14 protein-coding genes, 1 tRNA gene and 1 riboswitch are annotated in these 16,503 nt (G+C 71.0%); of the genes, 6 read left to right on the top strand and 9 right to left on the bottom strand.

The window, feature by feature from the left end; genetic code table 11:
• The 6 genes from IEY93_RS38290 to IEY93_RS19065 form a co-directional block, all read right to left on the bottom strand.
• A partial coding sequence (locus IEY93_RS38290) for a serine/threonine-protein kinase (protein WP_229691262.1) occupies window positions 1-602 on the bottom strand: 602 nt, incomplete at its 3' end.
• Entirely contained in the window at window positions 599-2,053 is a 1,455-nt protein-coding gene (locus IEY93_RS19085; RefSeq protein ID WP_189164435.1) for a peptidoglycan D,D-transpeptidase FtsI family protein, read from the bottom strand. The genes IEY93_RS38290 and IEY93_RS19085, both read right to left, overlap by 4 nt.
• Window positions 2,050-3,396: an FtsW/RodA/SpoVE family cell cycle protein gene (locus IEY93_RS19080; RefSeq protein ID WP_189164471.1), complete on the bottom strand. Its 1,347-nt coding sequence runs from the start codon at window positions 3,394-3,396 to the stop codon at window positions 2,050-2,052. The genes IEY93_RS19085 and IEY93_RS19080 overlap by 4 nt, the downstream gene beginning before the upstream one ends.
• Before the next feature lie 33 nt (window positions 3,397-3,429).
• Complete coding sequence (locus tag IEY93_RS19075; protein ID WP_189164434.1) at window positions 3,430-4,731, bottom strand: Stp1/IreP family PP2C-type Ser/Thr phosphatase; 1,302 nt, start codon at window positions 4,729-4,731, stop codon at window positions 3,430-3,432.
• Window positions 4,728-5,195, bottom strand: coding sequence for an FHA domain-containing protein FhaB/FipA (locus tag IEY93_RS19070; protein WP_189164433.1), 468 nt, complete (start codon window positions 5,193-5,195; stop codon window positions 4,728-4,730). The genes IEY93_RS19075 and IEY93_RS19070 overlap by 4 nt, the downstream gene beginning before the upstream one ends.
• Before the next feature lie 17 nt (window positions 5,196-5,212).
• Window positions 5,213-5,953 carry an FHA domain-containing protein gene (locus IEY93_RS19065; RefSeq protein WP_189164432.1) on the bottom strand — a complete coding sequence of 247 codons (741 nt, stop codon included), beginning with the start codon at window positions 5,951-5,953 and terminating at the stop codon, window positions 5,213-5,215.
• Between the two features lie 92 nt (window positions 5,954-6,045).
• Between IEY93_RS19065 and IEY93_RS19060 the strand changes: the two genes are divergently transcribed.
• A tRNA-Leu gene (locus IEY93_RS19060) sits at window positions 6,046-6,128 on the top strand.
• A 619-nt stretch (window positions 6,129-6,747) separates the two neighbouring features.
• Here the strand turns inward: IEY93_RS19060 and IEY93_RS19055 are convergent.
• Together IEY93_RS19055 and IEY93_RS19050 are read right to left on the bottom strand one after the other, a co-directional pair.
• Window positions 6,748-7,818, bottom strand: a complete 1,071-nt coding sequence (locus IEY93_RS19055) for a hemolysin family protein (RefSeq protein WP_189164431.1) — start codon at window positions 7,816-7,818, stop codon at window positions 6,748-6,750.
• On the bottom strand, window positions 7,815-9,182 hold the full coding sequence (locus tag IEY93_RS19050; protein WP_307837599.1) for a hemolysin family protein: 1,368 nt from the start codon (window positions 9,180-9,182) through the stop codon (window positions 7,815-7,817). The genes IEY93_RS19055 and IEY93_RS19050 overlap by 4 nt, the downstream gene beginning before the upstream one ends.
• 521 nt (window positions 9,183-9,703) lie before the next feature.
• On the opposite strand from IEY93_RS19050, the gene IEY93_RS19045 reads away from it, so the two are divergent.
• The 4 genes from IEY93_RS19045 (at window position 9,704) to IEY93_RS19030 (ending at window position 13,874) form a co-directional block, all read left to right on the top strand.
• The gene (locus IEY93_RS19045; RefSeq protein ID WP_229691261.1) at window positions 9,704-10,870 is read left to right on the top strand and encodes an LCP family protein; all 1,167 of its coding nucleotides are present in this window, start codon (window positions 9,704-9,706) and stop codon (window positions 10,868-10,870) included.
• 69 nt (window positions 10,871-10,939) lie between these two features.
• Window positions 10,940-11,818, top strand: a complete 879-nt coding sequence (locus tag IEY93_RS19040) for an Fpg/Nei family DNA glycosylase (protein WP_189164429.1) — start codon at window positions 10,940-10,942, stop codon at window positions 11,816-11,818.
• Between the two features lie 48 nt (window positions 11,819-11,866).
• Complete coding sequence (locus IEY93_RS19035; protein WP_189164428.1) at window positions 11,867-12,199, top strand: rhodanese-like domain-containing protein; 333 nt, start codon at window positions 11,867-11,869, stop codon at window positions 12,197-12,199.
• 221 nt (window positions 12,200-12,420) lie between these two features.
• Window positions 12,421-12,531, top strand: a riboswitch (TPP riboswitch).
• On the top strand, window positions 12,522-13,874 hold the full coding sequence (locus IEY93_RS19030; protein ID WP_189164427.1) for a purine-cytosine permease family protein: 1,353 nt from the start codon (window positions 12,522-12,524) through the stop codon (window positions 13,872-13,874). (Overlaps the previous riboswitch by 10 nt.)
• Here the strand turns inward: IEY93_RS19030 and IEY93_RS19025 are convergent.
• Window positions 13,871-14,452 (bottom strand): methylated-DNA--[protein]-cysteine S-methyltransferase, encoded by a 582-nt coding sequence (locus IEY93_RS19025; protein ID WP_189164426.1) that lies wholly within the window; start codon window positions 14,450-14,452, stop codon window positions 13,871-13,873. The genes IEY93_RS19030 and IEY93_RS19025 overlap by 4 nt on opposite strands.
• A gap of 159 nt (window positions 14,453-14,611) precedes the next feature.
• On the opposite strand from IEY93_RS19025, the gene IEY93_RS19020 reads away from it, so the two are divergent.
• The gene (locus IEY93_RS19020) at window positions 14,612-16,498 is read left to right on the top strand and encodes a PAS domain-containing sensor histidine kinase (protein ID WP_189164425.1); all 1,887 of its coding nucleotides are present in this window, start codon (window positions 14,612-14,614) and stop codon (window positions 16,496-16,498) included.
• The last annotated feature ends 5 nt before the right edge of the window (window positions 16,499-16,503 follow it).

The following is a 16,503-nucleotide window of genomic DNA, read 5'->3' as shown; positions in this document are numbered from 1 at the left end:
GCCACCACACCCAGGGAGTACAGGTCGGTGGCGGGCGTGAGCGTGCTGCCGGACGCCTGCTCGGGGCTGACGTACTGCGCGGTGCCGAGCACGGTGCCGGTCATCGTCATGCGGGCGCCCTCCAGGGCGCGGGCGATGCCGAAGTCGGTGACCTTGATCTGACCGGCCTCGGTGACCAGCAGGTTGCCCGGCTTGACGTCCCGGTGGATGATGCCGGCCCGGTGGGCGGTGTGCAGGGCCAGCGCGGTCTGGCCGATCACGTCGAGGGTCACCTCGGCGCTGAGCGTCCCGTTGCGGCCGATGATCGCCGACAGCGGCTCGCCGGTCACCAGCTCCATCACCAGAAAGGCCAGGTCGTCCTGCTCGCCGTAGTCGAAGACCTGGGCGATGCGGGGGTCGGCCAGGGCCGCGGTGAAGCGCGCCTCGTTGCGGAAGCGCTCGCGGAACTCCGGGTCGGCGGCCACGTGCCGGCGCAGCAGCTTGACCGCGACGTCCCGGCCGAGCAGCCGGTCGGTGGCACGCCAGACCTCTCCCATGCCGCCGGCGGCGATGCGCCCGGTCAGCCGGTAGCGGTCGTTGAGCACCCGGTCGGCGAAACTCACTTCCCGAGCACCGCCTGCATCACGTCGTGCGCGATCGGCGCGGCCACGGCGCCGCCGGTGGCGTCGTTGCCCGCGCTGCCCGACTCGACGAACACCGCCACGGCGACCTTGGGATCCTCGGCCGGGGCGAAGGAGATGAACCACGCGTGCGAGGCGGCGCCCTTGGCGGTCTCGGCGGTGCCGGTCTTGCCGGCCACGGTGATGCCCGGGAGCTGGGCCGCCGTGCCGGTGCCGTTCTGCACCACGCTGACCATCATCTGCCGCAACTTGTCGGCGACGTCCGGGGTCACCGCCTCGTCGAGCTCCTCGGGGCGGGCGGTCTCGATCTCGTCGCCGTCCGGGGTGACGATCTTGTTGACGAGGTAGGGCTTCATGACCTTGCCCTCGTTGCCCACCGCGGCGGCCACCATCGCCATCTGCAGCGGGGTCATCTGGTTGCTGCGCTGCCCGATGGCGGTCTGCGTCAGCGCGGCCTTGCCCTCGTCCTTGCCGATGTCGCTCTTGACGACGCCCAGCGGGATGCTGAGCTCCTGGCCGACGCCGAACTTCGCCGCCTGCTCCTGGAGCTTGTCGTAGCCCATCTCCAGGGCCATGGTGCCGAACGCGGTGTTGCACGAGATCGTCAGCGCGTCGATGAGGGTGGCCCGGCCGCCGCAGGACTCGCCGTGATAGTTGCGCAGGACGATCGTGGTGCCCGGCAGCGGCAGGACGTCCGGCGCGTCCACGGTGGTGTTGACGTCGCGCGATCCGTCCTCGCTGAGATAGGCCGCGGAGGTGACCACCTTGAACGTCGAGCCGGGGGCGTAGGTCTTCTGCGTGGCCCGGTTGATCAGCGGCTCGTTGTCGTCGGCGTCCAGCTTGTTGTACGCCCGGGCGGCCTTGGCGCGGTCCGGCACGGCGATCGGGTTGGGGTCGAAGCTCGGCACCGACACCATGGTCAGCACCGCTCCGGTCTTGGGGTCGAGCGCCACCACGGCGCCGCGCTTACCGCTGCGCTGCATGTCCTGGTAGGCGACCTTCTGCGCCTTGGGCACCAGGGTCAGGTCGACCGACGCGCCGCGCAGCGGCTTGCTGGTGACCATGTCCACGGTGCGGCGGACGAACAGATCGGGGTGGGTGCCGTTGAGGTACTGGTTCTCGGTGCCCTCGATGCCGCGCTCGCTCTCGGGGGCGAAGAACCCGATGACCGGCGCGTACACCGGGCCGTCGGTGTACTTGCGCTGGAAGCGGAAGGTCTTCTCCCTGCCGGTGTCGACCGACTTGACCAGCGTCTCGCCGCCCGCGGTGATCAGGCCGCGCTCGCTCTCGTAGCGCGCGAAGAAGCTGCGCTGGTTACGGCTGTCGGTACGCAGCTCGTCCGCCTTGACGGCCTGGACGTAGTTGATGTTGATCATCAACAGGCCGAACATCAGCAGACAGGCGATCGCGGCCTTCTTGAGCGTGCCGTTCATCGTTGGAACACCTGTGTCAGTCCTTCGTCCTGGATCGCCTGCGGCGGCGGCCGGCGCGCCGCGTCCGACATGCGCACCAGCAGTGCGATCAGGATCCAGTTGGCCAGGACGGCCGAGCCGCCCTGGGACATGAACGGCGTGACCAGGCCGGTCAGCGGGATCAGGTTGGTCACGCCCCCGACGATGATGAAGACCTGCCACGCGAGGATGAACGACAGGCCGCCCGCCAGCAGCTTGCTGAACGGGTCGCGGGCCGCGATGGAGGTGCGCAGCCCCCGCTCGACGATCAGCGCGTAGACCATGAGCAGGGCCATCAGCCCGGTCAGGCCCAGCTCCTCGCCGGTCGCGGCGAAGATGAAGTCCGAGAACGACAGCGGGATCTCCCGCGGGTGGCCCTGGCCGAGGCCGGTGCCGAGGATGCCGCCCGAGCCGAACGCGAACAGCCCCTGCAGGAGCTGGAAGCTGCCGCCGATCTTGTCGTACAGCGCCGGATCGCTCGGGTCGAGGAACACCTGGAAGCGGTTCTGCACGTGGTCGAAGACCTGTCCGGCGGCCAGCGCGCCGCCGACGAACAGCAGGATGCCGATCAGCACCCACGAGGTGCGCTGCGTGGCGATGTAGAGCATCGCGATGAACGCGCCGAACAGCAGCAGCGAGGTGCCGAGGTCCTTCTCGAAGACCAGGACACCGACGCTGACCCCCCAGGTGATGAGCACCGGGCCGAGGTCGCGGGCGCGGGGAAGGTCGATGAACAGCAGGCGGCGCCCGGCAAGGGCCAGCACGTCCCGCTTGGCGACCAGGTAGCCGGCGAAGAACACGACCAGGGCCAGCTTGGCGAACTCGCCCGGCTGGATGGAGAAACCGCCGATGCCGACCCAGATGCGCGCACCGTTGATCTCGCGGCCCAGGAAGGGCACCAGAGGCAGGATGAGCAGAGCGAGCCCCACGAACCCCGCGGTGTAGGTCATGCGCTGCAGGGCGCGATGGTCGCGCAGCACGATCAGCGTGGCGGAGAACATGACGACACCGACCGCGGTCCAGAAGAGCTGGTTGCCGGCGGACGCTCCGGGCTGACCGGACAGCTCGATGCGGTAGATCATCACCAGGCCGATGCCGTTGACCAGCGTCACCAGCGGCAGGATCAGCGGGTCGGCCCACGGGGCGAACCTGGCGAGCACGAAGTAGGCCGCCAGCATGAGCCCGCCGAGCCCGAGACCGTAGGCCAGCATGCCCGCCGGGACCTGGCCGTTGATCCCCAGCCCGACGTTGGCGTAGGCGACCATGACGATGGCGACGGCGAAGGCGAGCATGACCAGCTGAGCCCCGCGCCGCTTGGCGGTCATGGGGACGGCCGCGACGTCTACGGCATTACTCACTTACGAGGACTCCGTGGCGCTAGGGGAAGCGGAAGGCTGCGAGGTCGGCTGGTCCTTCTGGTCGCCGCCCGACTTGGCCTTCAAGTCGTTGATCTTCGTCTGTCCGGCCTTGAGGTCGGCCACCGGAATGCCCCGCTTCACCTGGTCGCGCTCCGGTTCGGGGATGGAGGAGACCAGCAGGCCGGTGCTCTGCGCGACGGAATTCAGTTGGATCGGTCCGAGGCTGGTGTCGACCCCACGGAACAAGACTAGCTCGTCGCCCTTGGCGCCGACGTAGTACTGATCCTGAGTCCAGCGGTACCCGAAGTAGCCGCCGCCACCCACGACCACCACCAGAAGCCCGACGACCCCCACGGCCATCGGCCACGCCCGGCGGCGCCTGATACGCCGCGGGGCGGCCGCGGCGCTCGCCGCCGGGCCGCCCGCGGGCTCGTCGTCCAGGTCGTCGTCCACGATCACGGGCTGGGGAGCGGTGATCGTGGACGCGCGTCCCGCCGGCGTGTCGGGAGGCTGGGAACGCAGGCGGTTCGACCCGGCCGCGCCCACGACCGCGGCGTCGCCCGCCACGACCTGGCCCTCTTCGATCTCGACGACGTCGGCGACGATGCAGGTGATGTTGTCGGGGCCACCGCCACGGTTGGCCAGGTCGATGAGCTGCCTGACCACCGCGTCAGGCTCCTCGACCGTGGTCAGGGTGTGGTGCAGGGTCTCGGCGCTGACCACGCTGGACAGGCCGTCGGAACACAGCAGGTAGCGGTCGTTGACCTGCGCCTCGCGCAGCGACAGGTCGGGGTCGACCTCGCCGCTGCCGTCGAGCGCGCGCAGCAGGATCGAACGCTGCGGATGGCTCGCGGCCTCCTCCTGAGTGATCCGCCCGTCGTCGACCAGCGACTGCACGAGAGTGTGATCGTGCGTGATCTGGTAGAGCTCACCGTTGCGGAGCAGATAGGCGCGGGAGTCGCCGACATGGACGAGGGCGACGCGGGTGCCCGACCACAGCATGGCCGTGAGAGTGGTGCCCATGCCTTTGAGGCTGGGATCACGGCCGACCATCTCGTGCAGCTTGCGATTGGCATCGCGCACCGCGGCCTCGATGGCGCTGAGCAGGTCCCCCCCGGAGGCGTCCCTGTCGAGGGACGACATGGCGGTGATGGCGACCGAACTGGCCACCTCACCGTGAGCGTGCCCACCCATGCCGTCTGCGACGGCGAGCAGGCGCGGGCTCGCGTACGCCGAGTCCTCGTTTCCTTCGCGGAGGAGGCCGACGTCCGAGCGGGCGGCGTAGCGGAGTGCGATTGTCATTTGCGCAATTCGATGACGGTTTTACCGATGCGGATCGGCTGGCCGAGATGCACCGGAGTCGGGCGGGTCACTTTGGAGCGGTCGAGATAGGTGCCGTTGGTCGAGCCGAGGTCTTCCACGATCCACTGACCGTCCTGGGGGAACAGCCGGGCGTGCCGGCTGGAAGCGTAATCGTCGCTGAGAACGAGCGTGGCGTCATTCGCCCGGCCGATAGTGATTGGCGTCTCCGTGAGGTTGATGATGGTTCCTTGGAGGGGACCACCCGTAACGACCAGTTGTTTCGGCTCCCCCTTCTTCGGCTTGGCAGGCTGACGTGCGGGTTTGGCAGGCTTGCGTGCGGCCGCCGGGGCGGGAGAGTTCGATCCGAACAAGTCTGTCCGGATCACTCCCACCGCGGCAATCACAAAGAACCACAGCACCGCGAGGAACGCGAGCCGGATCAGCAGCAGAGTGAGCTCGGACATGGACCGTCTGTCTACCCTCAATCGCGCCGGAACACCAGGGTCGTGCGCCCGAGGGTCACCCGGGTGCCGTCCTGGAGCTCGATCCGGCGAACCGGCTGGCCGTTGACGAAAGTGCCGTTGGTGGAGCCGAGGTCGACCAGGGCGACCGTCGGCCCCTCGACCCTGAGCTCGGCGTGGTGCCGCGAGACGCCCGGATCGACGAGGCGGAGATCGCAATCGGTGCCCCGCCCGAGGAGCGTCACCGGGGTCGTCAGCTCGAAGGAGCGCTGACCCTGCGGATCGTCCTGGGTGGACACCAGCAGACGCGGACGACCGGCGAACGCGCTCGGCTTGCTCGGCGGCAGATCGCTGACGGGCTGGCGGATCTCGTCCTGCTCGACCGTCGCGCCCCTGATCACCCCCGAGCGGATGCGGAACAGGCCCACGGCGAGGTCATCGGCGGTCTCGAAGCGCACCCGGACAGGTCCCACGAAGGAGTACCCCTGTTCCTTGGCGTACTCCCTGGCGAGGTTGGCGAGCTCGTGACCGATGCTGTCGGCGTACACCTCGAGCCGCTCGCTGTCGGTCGTGGACAGCTCCACCACGAAGTCGTTCGGCACGAGCGTGCGGCCCTGAGCCACGATCGCGGCGCGCTCGTCCATCTCGCGCTGCACTGCGCTGGCGACCTCGACCGGCTGAAGGTCAGATTTGAACGCCCGCGCAAAGGCCCCCTCAACCAAGCCTTCGAGCCTCCGCTCGAAGCGCTGAAGGACTCCCACCGGGTACCTCCCTTCCTCCATCGTCTAGGAGGATCGTATCCGGGTTCGGTGGCATGCACGGATCCGTGCTAGCCTTTGAGCGCACTCAGCAAGGGCGAGTGGCGGAACGGCAGACGCGCACGGTTCAGGTCCGTGTGTCCGAAAGGATGTGAGGGTTCAAATCCCTCCTCGCCCACTTTGATCCTCTCTGGTCGGAGCGGAGCTCCCTCCCGGGAGATCTTCTTATTAATCCAGGGGGACACCCTCTGGAACTCCCGGGCCTCTCTCGGTCGGAGCAAAGCTCCTTCCGTGGAGGCCTTCTTATCGTTCCAGGAGGACACTCCCTGGAACCCCAGGATCTCCTGTGGCCGGAGCAGGACTCCTTCGCTGGAGATCTTCTTATTGGTCCGGGAAGACGTCCCCCGCACCTCGTACGGCCGGAGCCGGGCTTCTTCCTTGACGGTCTTCGGGTTCCTCCCGAGGGGGGAACCCGGGAATCTCATCGCTCCGGCAGGACACGGTAAAAAATCTTCCCGCCGGATATTCGCGTCGGCACCGCCTGATGCGGTCATATGTGGTCCCTTCGGGCGTCTGTGGTGCTGGGAGCCCGCCCCGGGAACCCCGAAGGTTCGCGGTCTGGTGGTGCCTCCCGAGGGGCGTTACCCCGCAGGAGGCACAAGACACCCGCGCGTCGCGAGGAATCCGATCAACAGGTTCGCCGGCGCCCGGACGGAACGCGAGTCCCGCCGGGCGCCGGCGAACCTGTGTGACGTCCGTTGTGGCCGGCCCACCTGATGTTCTAGCCGCGCAGGCTTTCAGACGGCTTTCTGCGGGCTTGCACGCCGGGTCTGGCCGGTCGCCCCTGCCGCGCGGGTGTTCAGCAGCTCGCCGACGAGATCGCTGAGGCTCACCATGCCGGTGACCCCTCCGTCCCGCTCGGTGACCAGCCCCAGATGGGCGTGAGCCTCCTGGAGCCGCGTCACGGCCTCAGGGATGGTGGTGGACGCCGGGATGCGCGGAGCGGGCGTCATGAGGTCCTCCGGACGCTTCGCCGGGGACAGGACGGCGTCGCGGACGTGCAGGACGCCGAGCACGTTCCCGGCGGAGCCGTCGTTCACCAGCAGGCGCAGGTGCCCGGTCGCCGCCGCGGTGCGGCGCACCGCCTCGTGGGGCGCGCTGGCCGGCACGGCCGTGGCCCGCTCGATCGGCACCATCAGTCGCTCCACCGGCTGCGACTGGACCCGCAGCGCGCTGGTGAGCAGGTCGTGCTCATCCCGGTCGAGCAGGCCCATGCGGGCCGACTCGCCGACCAGCATGGCGAGCTGCATCGGCGTCCGGGCGGTGGCGAGCTCGTCGCGCGGCCGCACGCCGAAGGCGCGCAGCAGGCCGTTGGAAAGCCCGTTCAGTACGGCGAGGACCGGCCGCACGATCCAGGTGAAACCGCGGAACGGCAGGGCCAGGCTCATCGCGGCCCGCTCGGGGTGGGTCAGCGCCCAGGACTTGGGTGCCATCTCGCCCGCCACCATGTGCAGGAACGTGATGACCGCCAGGGCGATGACGTACGAGAGGCCGACGCGGACGGATTCCGGAAGACCGGTGAGTCCGAACACCGGTTCCAGCAGGTGCTCGATCGCGGGCTCGGTGACCATGGCCAGGCCGAGCGAGCACAGCGTGATGCCGAGTTGCGCGCCGGCCAGCATGAGCGACAGCTCGCGGCCGTTGCGCAGCGCGGCGCGACCGGCGGCCCTGGCCAGCCGGCCGCCGCCCACGGCGGCCTCCTCCAGCCGGTGCCGGCCGGCCGAGACCACGGCGAACTCCGCCGCGACGAACAGTCCGTTGCCGAGGAGCAGCACGACACCGAGCAGAAGGGCGGTCAGGGTGCTCATCGGCTCTCACCGCTCATGGCCGGCGCCCCGGCGGTCAGCGGAGCCAGCCGCACCCGGCCGGGGACCCTGCGCTGGACGTCCAGCACGGTGACCAGCACCGCCCGGTCGTCGGGCTCGTCGTCCTCCAGCAGGCCGGGCTCGTCCACCAGGGGCACGCTGACCTGGTCGCCCGGCTCGGCGAGCCGGCCGAGGCGTGCCATGACCAGGCCGGCCACGGTGTCGTAGTCCTCGCTCTCGGGCAGGCGCAGACCCGTCGCGCGCTCCACCTCGTCCAGCCGCAGGGTGCCGGGCACGTCCCAGGCGCCGTCCTCCAGGGCGACCGCGGCGGCCGGCGCGGGGTCGTTCTCGTCGATCAGCTCACCGACCAGCTCTTCCGCGAGGTCCTCCATGGACACGATGCCCGCCAGGCCGCCGTACTCGTCGATGACGCACGCGAGCTCGGCCCCGGACACGCGCATCCGCTCGCGCAGGACGGGCAGCGGAAGCGTGGTCGGCACGAGCAGGGGCGCGATGGTGATGCGCTCGACCGGCACCTCGCTCGCTCCCGCTCCCGCGCGCAGCAGTTCACGCAGGCCGGTCACGCCGACGACGTCACCGTCGTCGGCGCCGAGGACGGGGTAGCGGGAGTGGCCGGAGGAGCGCATGGCCGCCAGCAGGTCGGACGCGGGCCGTCCGGCGCGCAGCGAGACCACGCGCGGCCGGGGCACCATGACGTCCTCCGCCGTGCGGTCGCCGAACTCCAGCGCGCGCTCCAGCAGGTCCGACAGGCTGCCGGACAGCTCGCCCGCGGCCTCGGACTCGGCGATGATGCGCGACAGCTCTTCTGGAGTGGCGCCGTGCTCGATCTCCTCCACCGGTTCGACGCCGGCCAGGCGCAGCAGCCGTGCGGCGGCGGTGTCGAAGAGCCGGATGACGGGGCCCGCCACGGTCATGTACGCGAGTGTGGGGCGGGACAACCACTTCGCCACCGGCTCGGGCCGGGCGATGCCGAAGTTCTTCGGGACCAGCTCGCCGAGGACCATCTGGACGATCGTGGCGAGGATCAGCCCGAGCGTCACCGCGATGCCCGGGACGGCGGCCTGCGGCACGCCCACGGCTGCCAGGCCGGGGCGGATCAGCGGTGTGAGGACGGGCTCGGTGATGAAGCCGACGAGCAGTGTGGTGATGGTGATGCCGAGCTGGGCGCCCGACAACATGAACGAGAGTCTGCCGGTGACCTTCAGGGCCCGCTCGGCGGCGGAGTCGCCGTCGGCGGCCTGCTGGCGGAGCGTCGCGCGGTCGGAGGCGACGAACGCGAACTCCTGGGCGACGAAGAAGCCGGTCGCCAGGGTGAGAAGAAGGATGGCGGCCAGACCTGGAACCATGCTCACTGGTCTGCCGTCTCCGTATGGATCGGGCCCGTGCCGTGGCACGGGCAGGTACTCCACGGGTCCGGAGCGGACACGACTGTCCTTTCGTTAGACGTTCGTCGATAACGCTAACGGTCGGGGCTGCGGCAATGTTTCCCGGGGATCAACATTGGTGACTTACTGTGACTCTGCGTACTTTTACCGGAGAAAACCTTGGTGACGGAGCTTCCGCGTTGCCCTGGACGGCGTAACTTCGAGGCAGAAGGCTCTCGGCACAGGACGGGGACGGACAAGTGGGAGATCGGCCGGGAAACGGGTCGGGGGGATCCGATGAGACCCGGGAGGGACCGACCAGGGCGCTCCGGCGCCCTGCGGCGGCAGGCGCCGAAGGCGGGTACGCCGGGCCGCCGGCCGCGGGAGGCGCCTACGGCGCGCGGGGCGCGGACCCGGCGGGCGGCGCGTACTCCGCGGGTTCGCCCGCGCACCGCTTCCCCGGGGGGCCGCGGGGCGGGAGCGGCGACGGCGGCTCCGGCGGAGTGGACGACGAGGCGACCGTGCTCGGCTCCTTCGGCGCGGCCTCCGCGGCCCCGGCGTCCACCGATGACGCCGGCCGTGGTCGCGGCCGGGTGTACGGCAAGCCGCGCTCGGGGAACGCGCCGGTCCGCCCCCTCTCGGGGGGTGCGGGCTCGGGAGGCTCCGGCGGTTCGCGGGGCTCTGGCGGCGACGGCGGGCCGCAGGCGCCGCGGCGTCCCCGGCGCACCGGACGGCTGATCGCCCGCATTCTGGCCGGGCTGCTGGTGCTGCTGATCGTGCTCGGCGTCGGCGGGTACCTGTGGGTCGACTCCCGCATCAAGACGGTCGAGGCGCTGACCGACTACGACGGCCGCCCGGCGGCCACGCCGGGTGAGGACTGGCTGCTGGTCGGCTCCGACAGCCGCGCCGGCCTGACCCGTGCCCAGCGCAAGAAGCTCGCCACCGGCCGGGCCGTCGGCAAGCGCACCGACACGATGATGCTCCTGCACGTGCCGAGCGGCGACGGCCGGCCGACCCTGGTCAGCCTTCCCCGCGACTCCTACGTGCCCATCGACGGGCACGGCAGCGACAAATTGAACGCCGCCTACGCCTTCGGCGGGCCCAAGCTGCTCGCCAAGACCGTGGAGAAGGTCACCGGCATCCGCCTCGACCACTACATGGAGGTCGGATTCGGCGGTTTCGTCGGCATCGTGGACGCCGTCGGCGGGGTGAACATCTGTGTCAAGCAGAACATCAAGGACCCCAAGGCCGGCATCGACCTGAAGAAGGGCTGCCAGGACATGGACGGCGGCACCGCCCTCGGTTACGTCCGCACCCGCGCGACCGGCGCGCTGCCCGACTTCGACCGCACCCAGCGTCAGCGCCAGTTCTTCTCGGCCGTGGTCAAGAAGGCCGCGAGCCCGGCCGTTCTGCTCAACCCCTTCAGCTCCCTCCCGCTCGCCGCGAGCGCCACCGACGCGGTCGCGGTGGACGACGGGACGGGAGTGTACGACCTGCTGTCGCTCGGGCTGGCGATGGGCGGAGACCCGATCACCACGGCCGTCCCCGTGGGGTCGCTGCCGACGATCAACGGCGCCGCCGTCGTGAAGTGGGACACCCAGAAGGCGCTGCGGCTGTTCACCTCCCTGGCCGAGGACAAGCCGGTCCCCAAGGACGTCCTCACCAAGTAGTTTCCGGTGCTCCGTCGCCGCCGTTCCGGCCATTTGGTTGGCGCGGCGGCGATGGGGCACTGTGAGGGCATGCCCGAGCTTCCCGAGGTGGAGTCGCTCGCCGAGTTCCTGCGCGAGCACGCCGTCGGCCAGGTGGTCGCCGGCGTGGACGTGGTGGCCTTCCAGGCGCTGAAGACCGTGCGGCCGCCGGTCACCGCGCTCGGCGGCCTGTCGGTCACCGGGGTGGCCCGGCACGGCAAGTTCCTGGACCTCGACTGCGACGGGCTGCACTTCGTCACCCACCTGGCGCGCGGTGGCTGGCTGCGCTGGCGGGACGACCTGTCGGGCGCCCGGCCGGTGCGTCCCGGCAAGGGGCCGCTGGCCGTTCGCCTCCGGTTCGCGCCCGGCGACGACGGCCGGGCGCCGGGGTTCGAGCTCACCGAGGCCGGCACCCAGAAGCGCCTGGCGGTCTACGTCGTCGCCGACCCGGCCGAGGTGCCGGGCATCGCGAGCCTGGGGCCCGATCCGCTGTCGGCGGAGTTCACCCCCGAGGTGCTCAGGGGCATCGTGACCGGCAGCCGTACCCAGATCAAGGGCCTGCTGCGCGACCAGAAGGTCATCGCCGGCATCGGCAACGCCTACTCCGACGAGGTGCTGCACGCCGCCAAGATGTCCCCGTTCAAGATCGCCGGCTCGCTGAGCGACGCGGCGGTCGCCGACCTGCACGAGGCGATCGTCACCACCCTGCGCGAGGCCGTCGAGCGGTCACGCGGTCTTGCCGCCAAGGACCTGAAGTCCGAGAAGAAGTCCGGCCTGCGCGTCCACGGACGCACCGGGGAGCAGTGCGAGGTCTGCGGGGACACGATCAGAGAGGTCTCGTTCGCCGACTCCTCGCTGCAGTACTGCCCGACCTGCCAGACCGGCGGCAAGCCGCTCGCCGACCGCCGGCTCTCCCGCCTGCTCAAGTGACCCCTCCGCGCGCACGGACGGCGCGGGAACGGCGCCGGAGCGGCGACAATGGACGGCATGAACGTCCCAGAGATCGATGCCGCCGCCGTGCCCGACGATGTCTACCTGCTCGACGTGCGCGAGCCCGACGAGTGGCAGGCGGGCCACGCCCCGGCGGCCGTCCACATCCCGCTCGGCACGCTGCAGCAGCGGGTGGACGAGCTCCCCGCCGGGGTCCCCGTCTACGTCGTGTGCCGGGTCGGCGGCAGGTCCGCCCAGGCCACCGCGTGGCTCAACCACATCGGCCGCGAGGCGGTCAACGTCGGCGGCGGCATGCAGTCCTGGGCCGCCGCAGGCCGCCCCATGGTCGCCGAGAACGGCGACTCCCCCTACGTCGCCTGACCCCCGACGGCCTAGCAGCTCACGGGACCACCGGCGTCCCCGCAGGACCGTGGTCTCAGCACCGCGACCTGTTCCGCCGCAAAGAGCCACGTGAGCGGCGGTCTACTTCGTCGTCCGGTTCGCCGGGCCGTACACGGTAAGAGAGGTGTGAGACGACCGTCACTGGTTCGCCCTGTGGCCAGAAGCGTTCCGGTGCGGCAAGATGAGGGCGCGAAAATCGCGAAATCTGACGCGGGAGCTCGGGGTACCGGGCTGAGAGGGTAGCTAGGCCGCTGCCGACCGCCTGAACCTGTCCGGGTAATGCCGGCGTAGGGAGCGTGTGATGGCGTCTGTCGTCGATGAAGCCCCGCTGACCCTCGACCAGGCCCCGCCGAAGACCCTTGGGGCCTTCGACCAGGGTGCCTTCTGGGCCAACCTCGGGGTGAGCCTCCTCGGCTTCTCCGGGGCTCTCTACCTCGTCAATCCGCTGGGCGACGCCCCGCTGGGCCTTGGTGCCGCGGTGCTCGCCGCCGTGGTCGGCAGTCTGATCGGCACCGTCATGGTGGGCCTCGCGGCCGTGCCGGGGGCTCGTACGGGCGCGCCGGCCATGGTGCTGCTGCGTGGTCTGTTCGGCGCGCGGCTGTCCTACGTGCCAACCGTGCTGAACATCGTCCAGATGCTCGGCTGGGGGGCGTTCGAGCTGTGGGTGATCGCCAAGGGTGCGGAGGCGATCTTCGGCAAGACGGTGCCGTACGCGGCGTGGGTGATCGGTGCGGGCGCGCTGACGGTGGCGCTGACCATCCGGCCGCTCGGGGCGATCCGCCTGCTGCGCCGGTTCGTGACGGCCGGCGTGGTGGTCGCGATGGTGTGGCTGGCCGTCGCGCTGGTGCGCGAGGCGCCGCCGCTCGGCGGCGGGAGCTGGACCGCCTTCGCGCCGGCCGTGGACTACGTGATCGCGCTGTCGGTCTCGTGGGTGCCGGTGGCGGCCGACTACGCGCGGCACTCCCGGTCGGGCCGGGCGGCCTTCGGCGGGGTCGTCACCGGGTACACGATCGCGCAGGTGGCCTGCCTGTCGCTCGGTGTGGTCGCGCTGGCCCTGGTCGGCAATGATCCCGACAAGGTGTGGAACGCCTTCGTCGCGGTGCCGCTGGGGGCGTTGTTCTTCGGCATCCTGGTGCTGCGCGAGGCCGACCAGTCGTTCGCCAACGTGTACTCCACGGCGATGTCGCTGCAGAACCTGCTGCCCCGGGTGGACCGGCGGGTCTTCTCGGTGGGCGTCGGCGTGCTGACGACCGGCATCGCGCTGGTGGTGGACGTGAACAGCTACGGCGCCTTCCTCGGCGTGATCGGCGCGGTGTTCGTCCCGATGTTCGCCGTGCTCGCCGTCGACTACTTCCTGCTGGGCGGGTCGGCCCGGTGGGACACCTCGCAGGACGCGCCGTCCCGCTGGAGCATGCTCGTGCCCTGGGTGCTCGGGTTCGCGGCGTACTGGCTGGTCAGCACGACGCCCACGATCGAGTGGTGGGACGGGCGCTGGACGGCGCTGCGCGAGGTGATCGGCTTCGAGCGGCAGCCGTGGATGAACGCCGCGCTGGCGGCGTTCATCGTGTCGGCGCTGGTGACGCTGCTGGTCGCCCTGCCGCGCCGCCGCGTCCGCGACCGTGCGGTCACTCCCACGGACGCGCCGGTCGCCTAGACGTTCCGGGGGCGCCCGTACTCGGCCTCTTCCAGGCGGAGCAGGTGCTCTTTCGCGGCGGGCCCGCCGGCGTACCCTCCGGGGCGGCCGGGAGCCTCGACGGCCCGGTGGCACGGGACGATCACGCACACCGGGTTGGCCGTCAGAGCGTTGCCGACGGCGCGCAGCGCCTGCGGCCGGCCGATGCGATCGGCGATCTCCTGGTGCGTGGTGACGCTGCCGTACGGGATCGCCATCGTCATCTGCAGCACGGTGCGCGCGAACGGCGTGGCCAGCCGCAGGTCCACCAGGACGCTGAACGCCCGCAGCCGCCCGGCGAAGTAGGCGTCCAGCTCCCGGCGCACGGGGTCGAGCCGGCGCGGGTCGGGGCCGATGAACGACCCGATCTCGCGCGAGACGCGGGCGAAGACGACGTGCTCGTTCTCGTAGCTGCACGCCGCGACACCGCGCGCGGTGACGGCGAGCGCCAGCGGGCCCACCGGGCTGTCGGTCGTGCCGAAGGCCACGTCGGGTGGGGTCTCGCCCACATAGCCGGGAGCGGTCACCCGCACCAGGGCCTCGAGATCCCCTGTCGTCATGGCCTACCCCTCTCGCCTATCGGCAGCGTACTGGAGGGAGCCCGGCCATCGGCCGTGGTGGCGGCCGTGGCGGGCATGTCCCCGGCGGGTGGGCCGAATGCGACGATTCGCACATCGAAAGTGCCGAGACGCGGTGCCGAAAACAGGCACGATGGGGGCATGAGTGACGACTGGGGAGACAACCCCGATGACGGTCTCGCCCGCGCCGTCATCGCGAGCTCGCCCAATGCCGTCGTGGTCCTCGATCGTGATCTTACCGTACTGGCGTGGAACCCCGCCGCGGAGCGCCTGTTCGGCCATCGGGCGGCCGACATGGTGGGACGCCGGGCGCCGCTGGTCCCCGAGGAGCTCGTGGCCGAGCTCAACGCCGTGCTGGAACGGGTGCGCACCGGCGGGCCGGTCTCCCTGCGGACCCGCCGCCTGCACAGCGACGGTTCGGCGCTGGAGGTCGGCGTGGACATCAGCGCGCTGCGGTCGGAGGCGGGCGCGCTGCTCGGGTACGTGACCGTCCACCACCCCACGCGGGGGGACGTGGCCGCCCGGGAACGGGCCGCCCGCAGGACGATGCTGGTGCGGCGGCTCACCGATGTCGTCGCCGGCATCAACGCCGAGCTGGAGCTGGAGCCGGTCCTCGACCGCATCGCGGCGAGCCTCACCGAGCTGACCGGCGCCGACGCGGGCGGCTTCGTGCTGATCGAGGACGAGCGGCTGCGGCTGGTGAGCACGCACGGTCTGCCCGGCGGGCTCAAGGGGGCGACCGCCGACCTGCGCACCAGCCTGGTCGGCAAGCTGCTGCGCACCGGCAAGACCGTGCTGCTGGAGACCGGCGACCACGCGATGCTGGACGAGCTGATCTGGTCGAAGCTGCCGGGCCTGCACACCATCGCCCTCGGCGTCGCCGCTGTGGGCGGCCGGCCGTACGGGGCGCTGTACGCGCTGTTCGCCGAGCACACGGCCGGGCACGTCGAGCTGGAGCTGCTGGAGCTACTGGCCGGCCACGCGGGCATCGCCCTGGCCAACGCGATGGCCTACCAGGACGTGGTGCGGCAGCGGGCGCACGAGCGCGCCGTCGTGGACGCCAGCGCGGACGGCATCGCGGTGCTGGACCGGGCCGGGCTGGTCACCCAGTGGAACCCGGCGGCCGAGGAGCTCACCGGCGTTCCCGCGGCGCGGGTGATCGGCGGGCGGCCGCCGTTCCCGCTGCCCGCTCCCGGCGAGAAGCTCACCACGCAGCTCCCGTCGGGGCGCTGGCTGGACGTGGTGAGCGCCGAGATCGGCGAGACCGGCGAGGTCGTGGTGGACTTCCGTGACGTCACCCGGGCCAAGGAACTGGAGGAGGCCAAGGACCTGTTCCTCGCCACCACCAGCCACGAGCTGCGTACCCCGATCACGGTGGTGCAGGGATTCGCGGGCACGCTGGACGCGCGCTGGGACAAGCTGACCGACGCCGAGCGGCGCGCCGCCGTGCGCACCATCGCCGAGCGGTCGCGGGCCCTCGGGCAGCTCATGGACCACCTGTTGCTCGGGGCACGGGCCGGCGCGGAGAAGTTCAAGATCCGGCTGGAGAGTTTCGACCTCGGCGAGCGCCTGCGCGCGGCGACGCTGGGGCTGCCCGTGCTGTCCGACCGCCACCAGGTGGAGGTGGACATCCCGGGCGACCTGCCGCCGGTGGACGGTGACGCGCTGGCCACCGACATCCTGCTCGGCCAGCTTCTGGAGAACGCCTTCAAGTACTCGCCGGACGGCGGCCTGATCAGGGTGCACGCGCGACGGGAGGACGGCCGGGTCGTGGTCGCGGTCGAGGACGAGGGGGTGGGCATCGCGCCGGAGGATCGCGAGCGGGTCTTCGAGAGGTTCGTCCAGGCCGACAGCGGTGACCGGCGGCGGTTCGGCGGTGTGGGGCTCGGCCTCTACATCGCCCGCAGCCTGGCCCGCGCCCAGGGGGGCGAGCTCACCGCGCATTCCCGGCCGGGCGGTGGCACCCGCATGCGGTTCGTCCTGGACGCGGCCGGAGCCTATATCGGATCCGACACACCGAAGCGGTAACGAGG

The sequence above is a fragment of the Sphaerisporangium melleum genome (assembly GCF_014646695.1).
Taxonomy (GTDB): domain Bacteria; phylum Actinomycetota; class Actinomycetes; order Streptosporangiales; family Streptosporangiaceae; genus Sphaerisporangium; species Sphaerisporangium melleum.
Note: the sequence above shows the minus strand (reverse complement) of the source record. Positions and strands in the feature narration are given on the sequence as shown.

What these genes read in the sequence shown, in the direction of transcription:
- IEY93_RS19085 (WP_189164435.1), bottom strand. Translation starts at nt 2,053, where the DNA reads ATGAACGGCACGCTCAAGAAGGCCGCGATCGCCTGTCTGCTGATGTTC.
- IEY93_RS19080 (WP_189164471.1), bottom strand. Translation starts at nt 3,396, where the DNA reads ATGACCGCCAAGCGGCGCGGGGCTCAGCTGGTCATGCTCGCCTTCGCC.
- IEY93_RS19075 (WP_189164434.1), bottom strand. Translation starts at nt 4,731, where the DNA reads ATGACAATCGCACTCCGCTACGCCGCCCGCTCGGACGTCGGCCTCCTC.
- IEY93_RS19070 (WP_189164433.1), bottom strand. Translation starts at nt 5,195, where the DNA reads ATGTCCGAGCTCACTCTGCTGCTGATCCGGCTCGCGTTCCTCGCGGTG.
- IEY93_RS19055 (WP_189164431.1), bottom strand. Translation starts at nt 7,818, where the DNA reads ATGAGCACCCTGACCGCCCTTCTGCTCGGTGTCGTGCTGCTCCTCGGC.
- IEY93_RS19050 (WP_307837599.1), bottom strand. Translation starts at nt 9,182, where the DNA reads ATGGTTCCAGGTCTGGCCGCCATCCTTCTTCTCACCCTGGCGACCGGC.
- IEY93_RS19040 (WP_189164429.1), top strand. Translation starts at nt 10,940, where the DNA reads ATGCCCGAGCTTCCCGAGGTGGAGTCGCTCGCCGAGTTCCTGCGCGAG.
- IEY93_RS19035 (WP_189164428.1), top strand. Translation starts at nt 11,867, where the DNA reads ATGGACGGCATGAACGTCCCAGAGATCGATGCCGCCGCCGTGCCCGAC.
- IEY93_RS19030 (WP_189164427.1), top strand. Translation starts at nt 12,522, where the DNA reads ATGGCGTCTGTCGTCGATGAAGCCCCGCTGACCCTCGACCAGGCCCCG.
- IEY93_RS19025 (WP_189164426.1), bottom strand. Translation starts at nt 14,452, where the DNA reads ATGACGACAGGGGATCTCGAGGCCCTGGTGCGGGTGACCGCTCCCGGC.
- IEY93_RS19020 (WP_189164425.1), top strand. Translation starts at nt 14,612, where the DNA reads ATGAGTGACGACTGGGGAGACAACCCCGATGACGGTCTCGCCCGCGCC.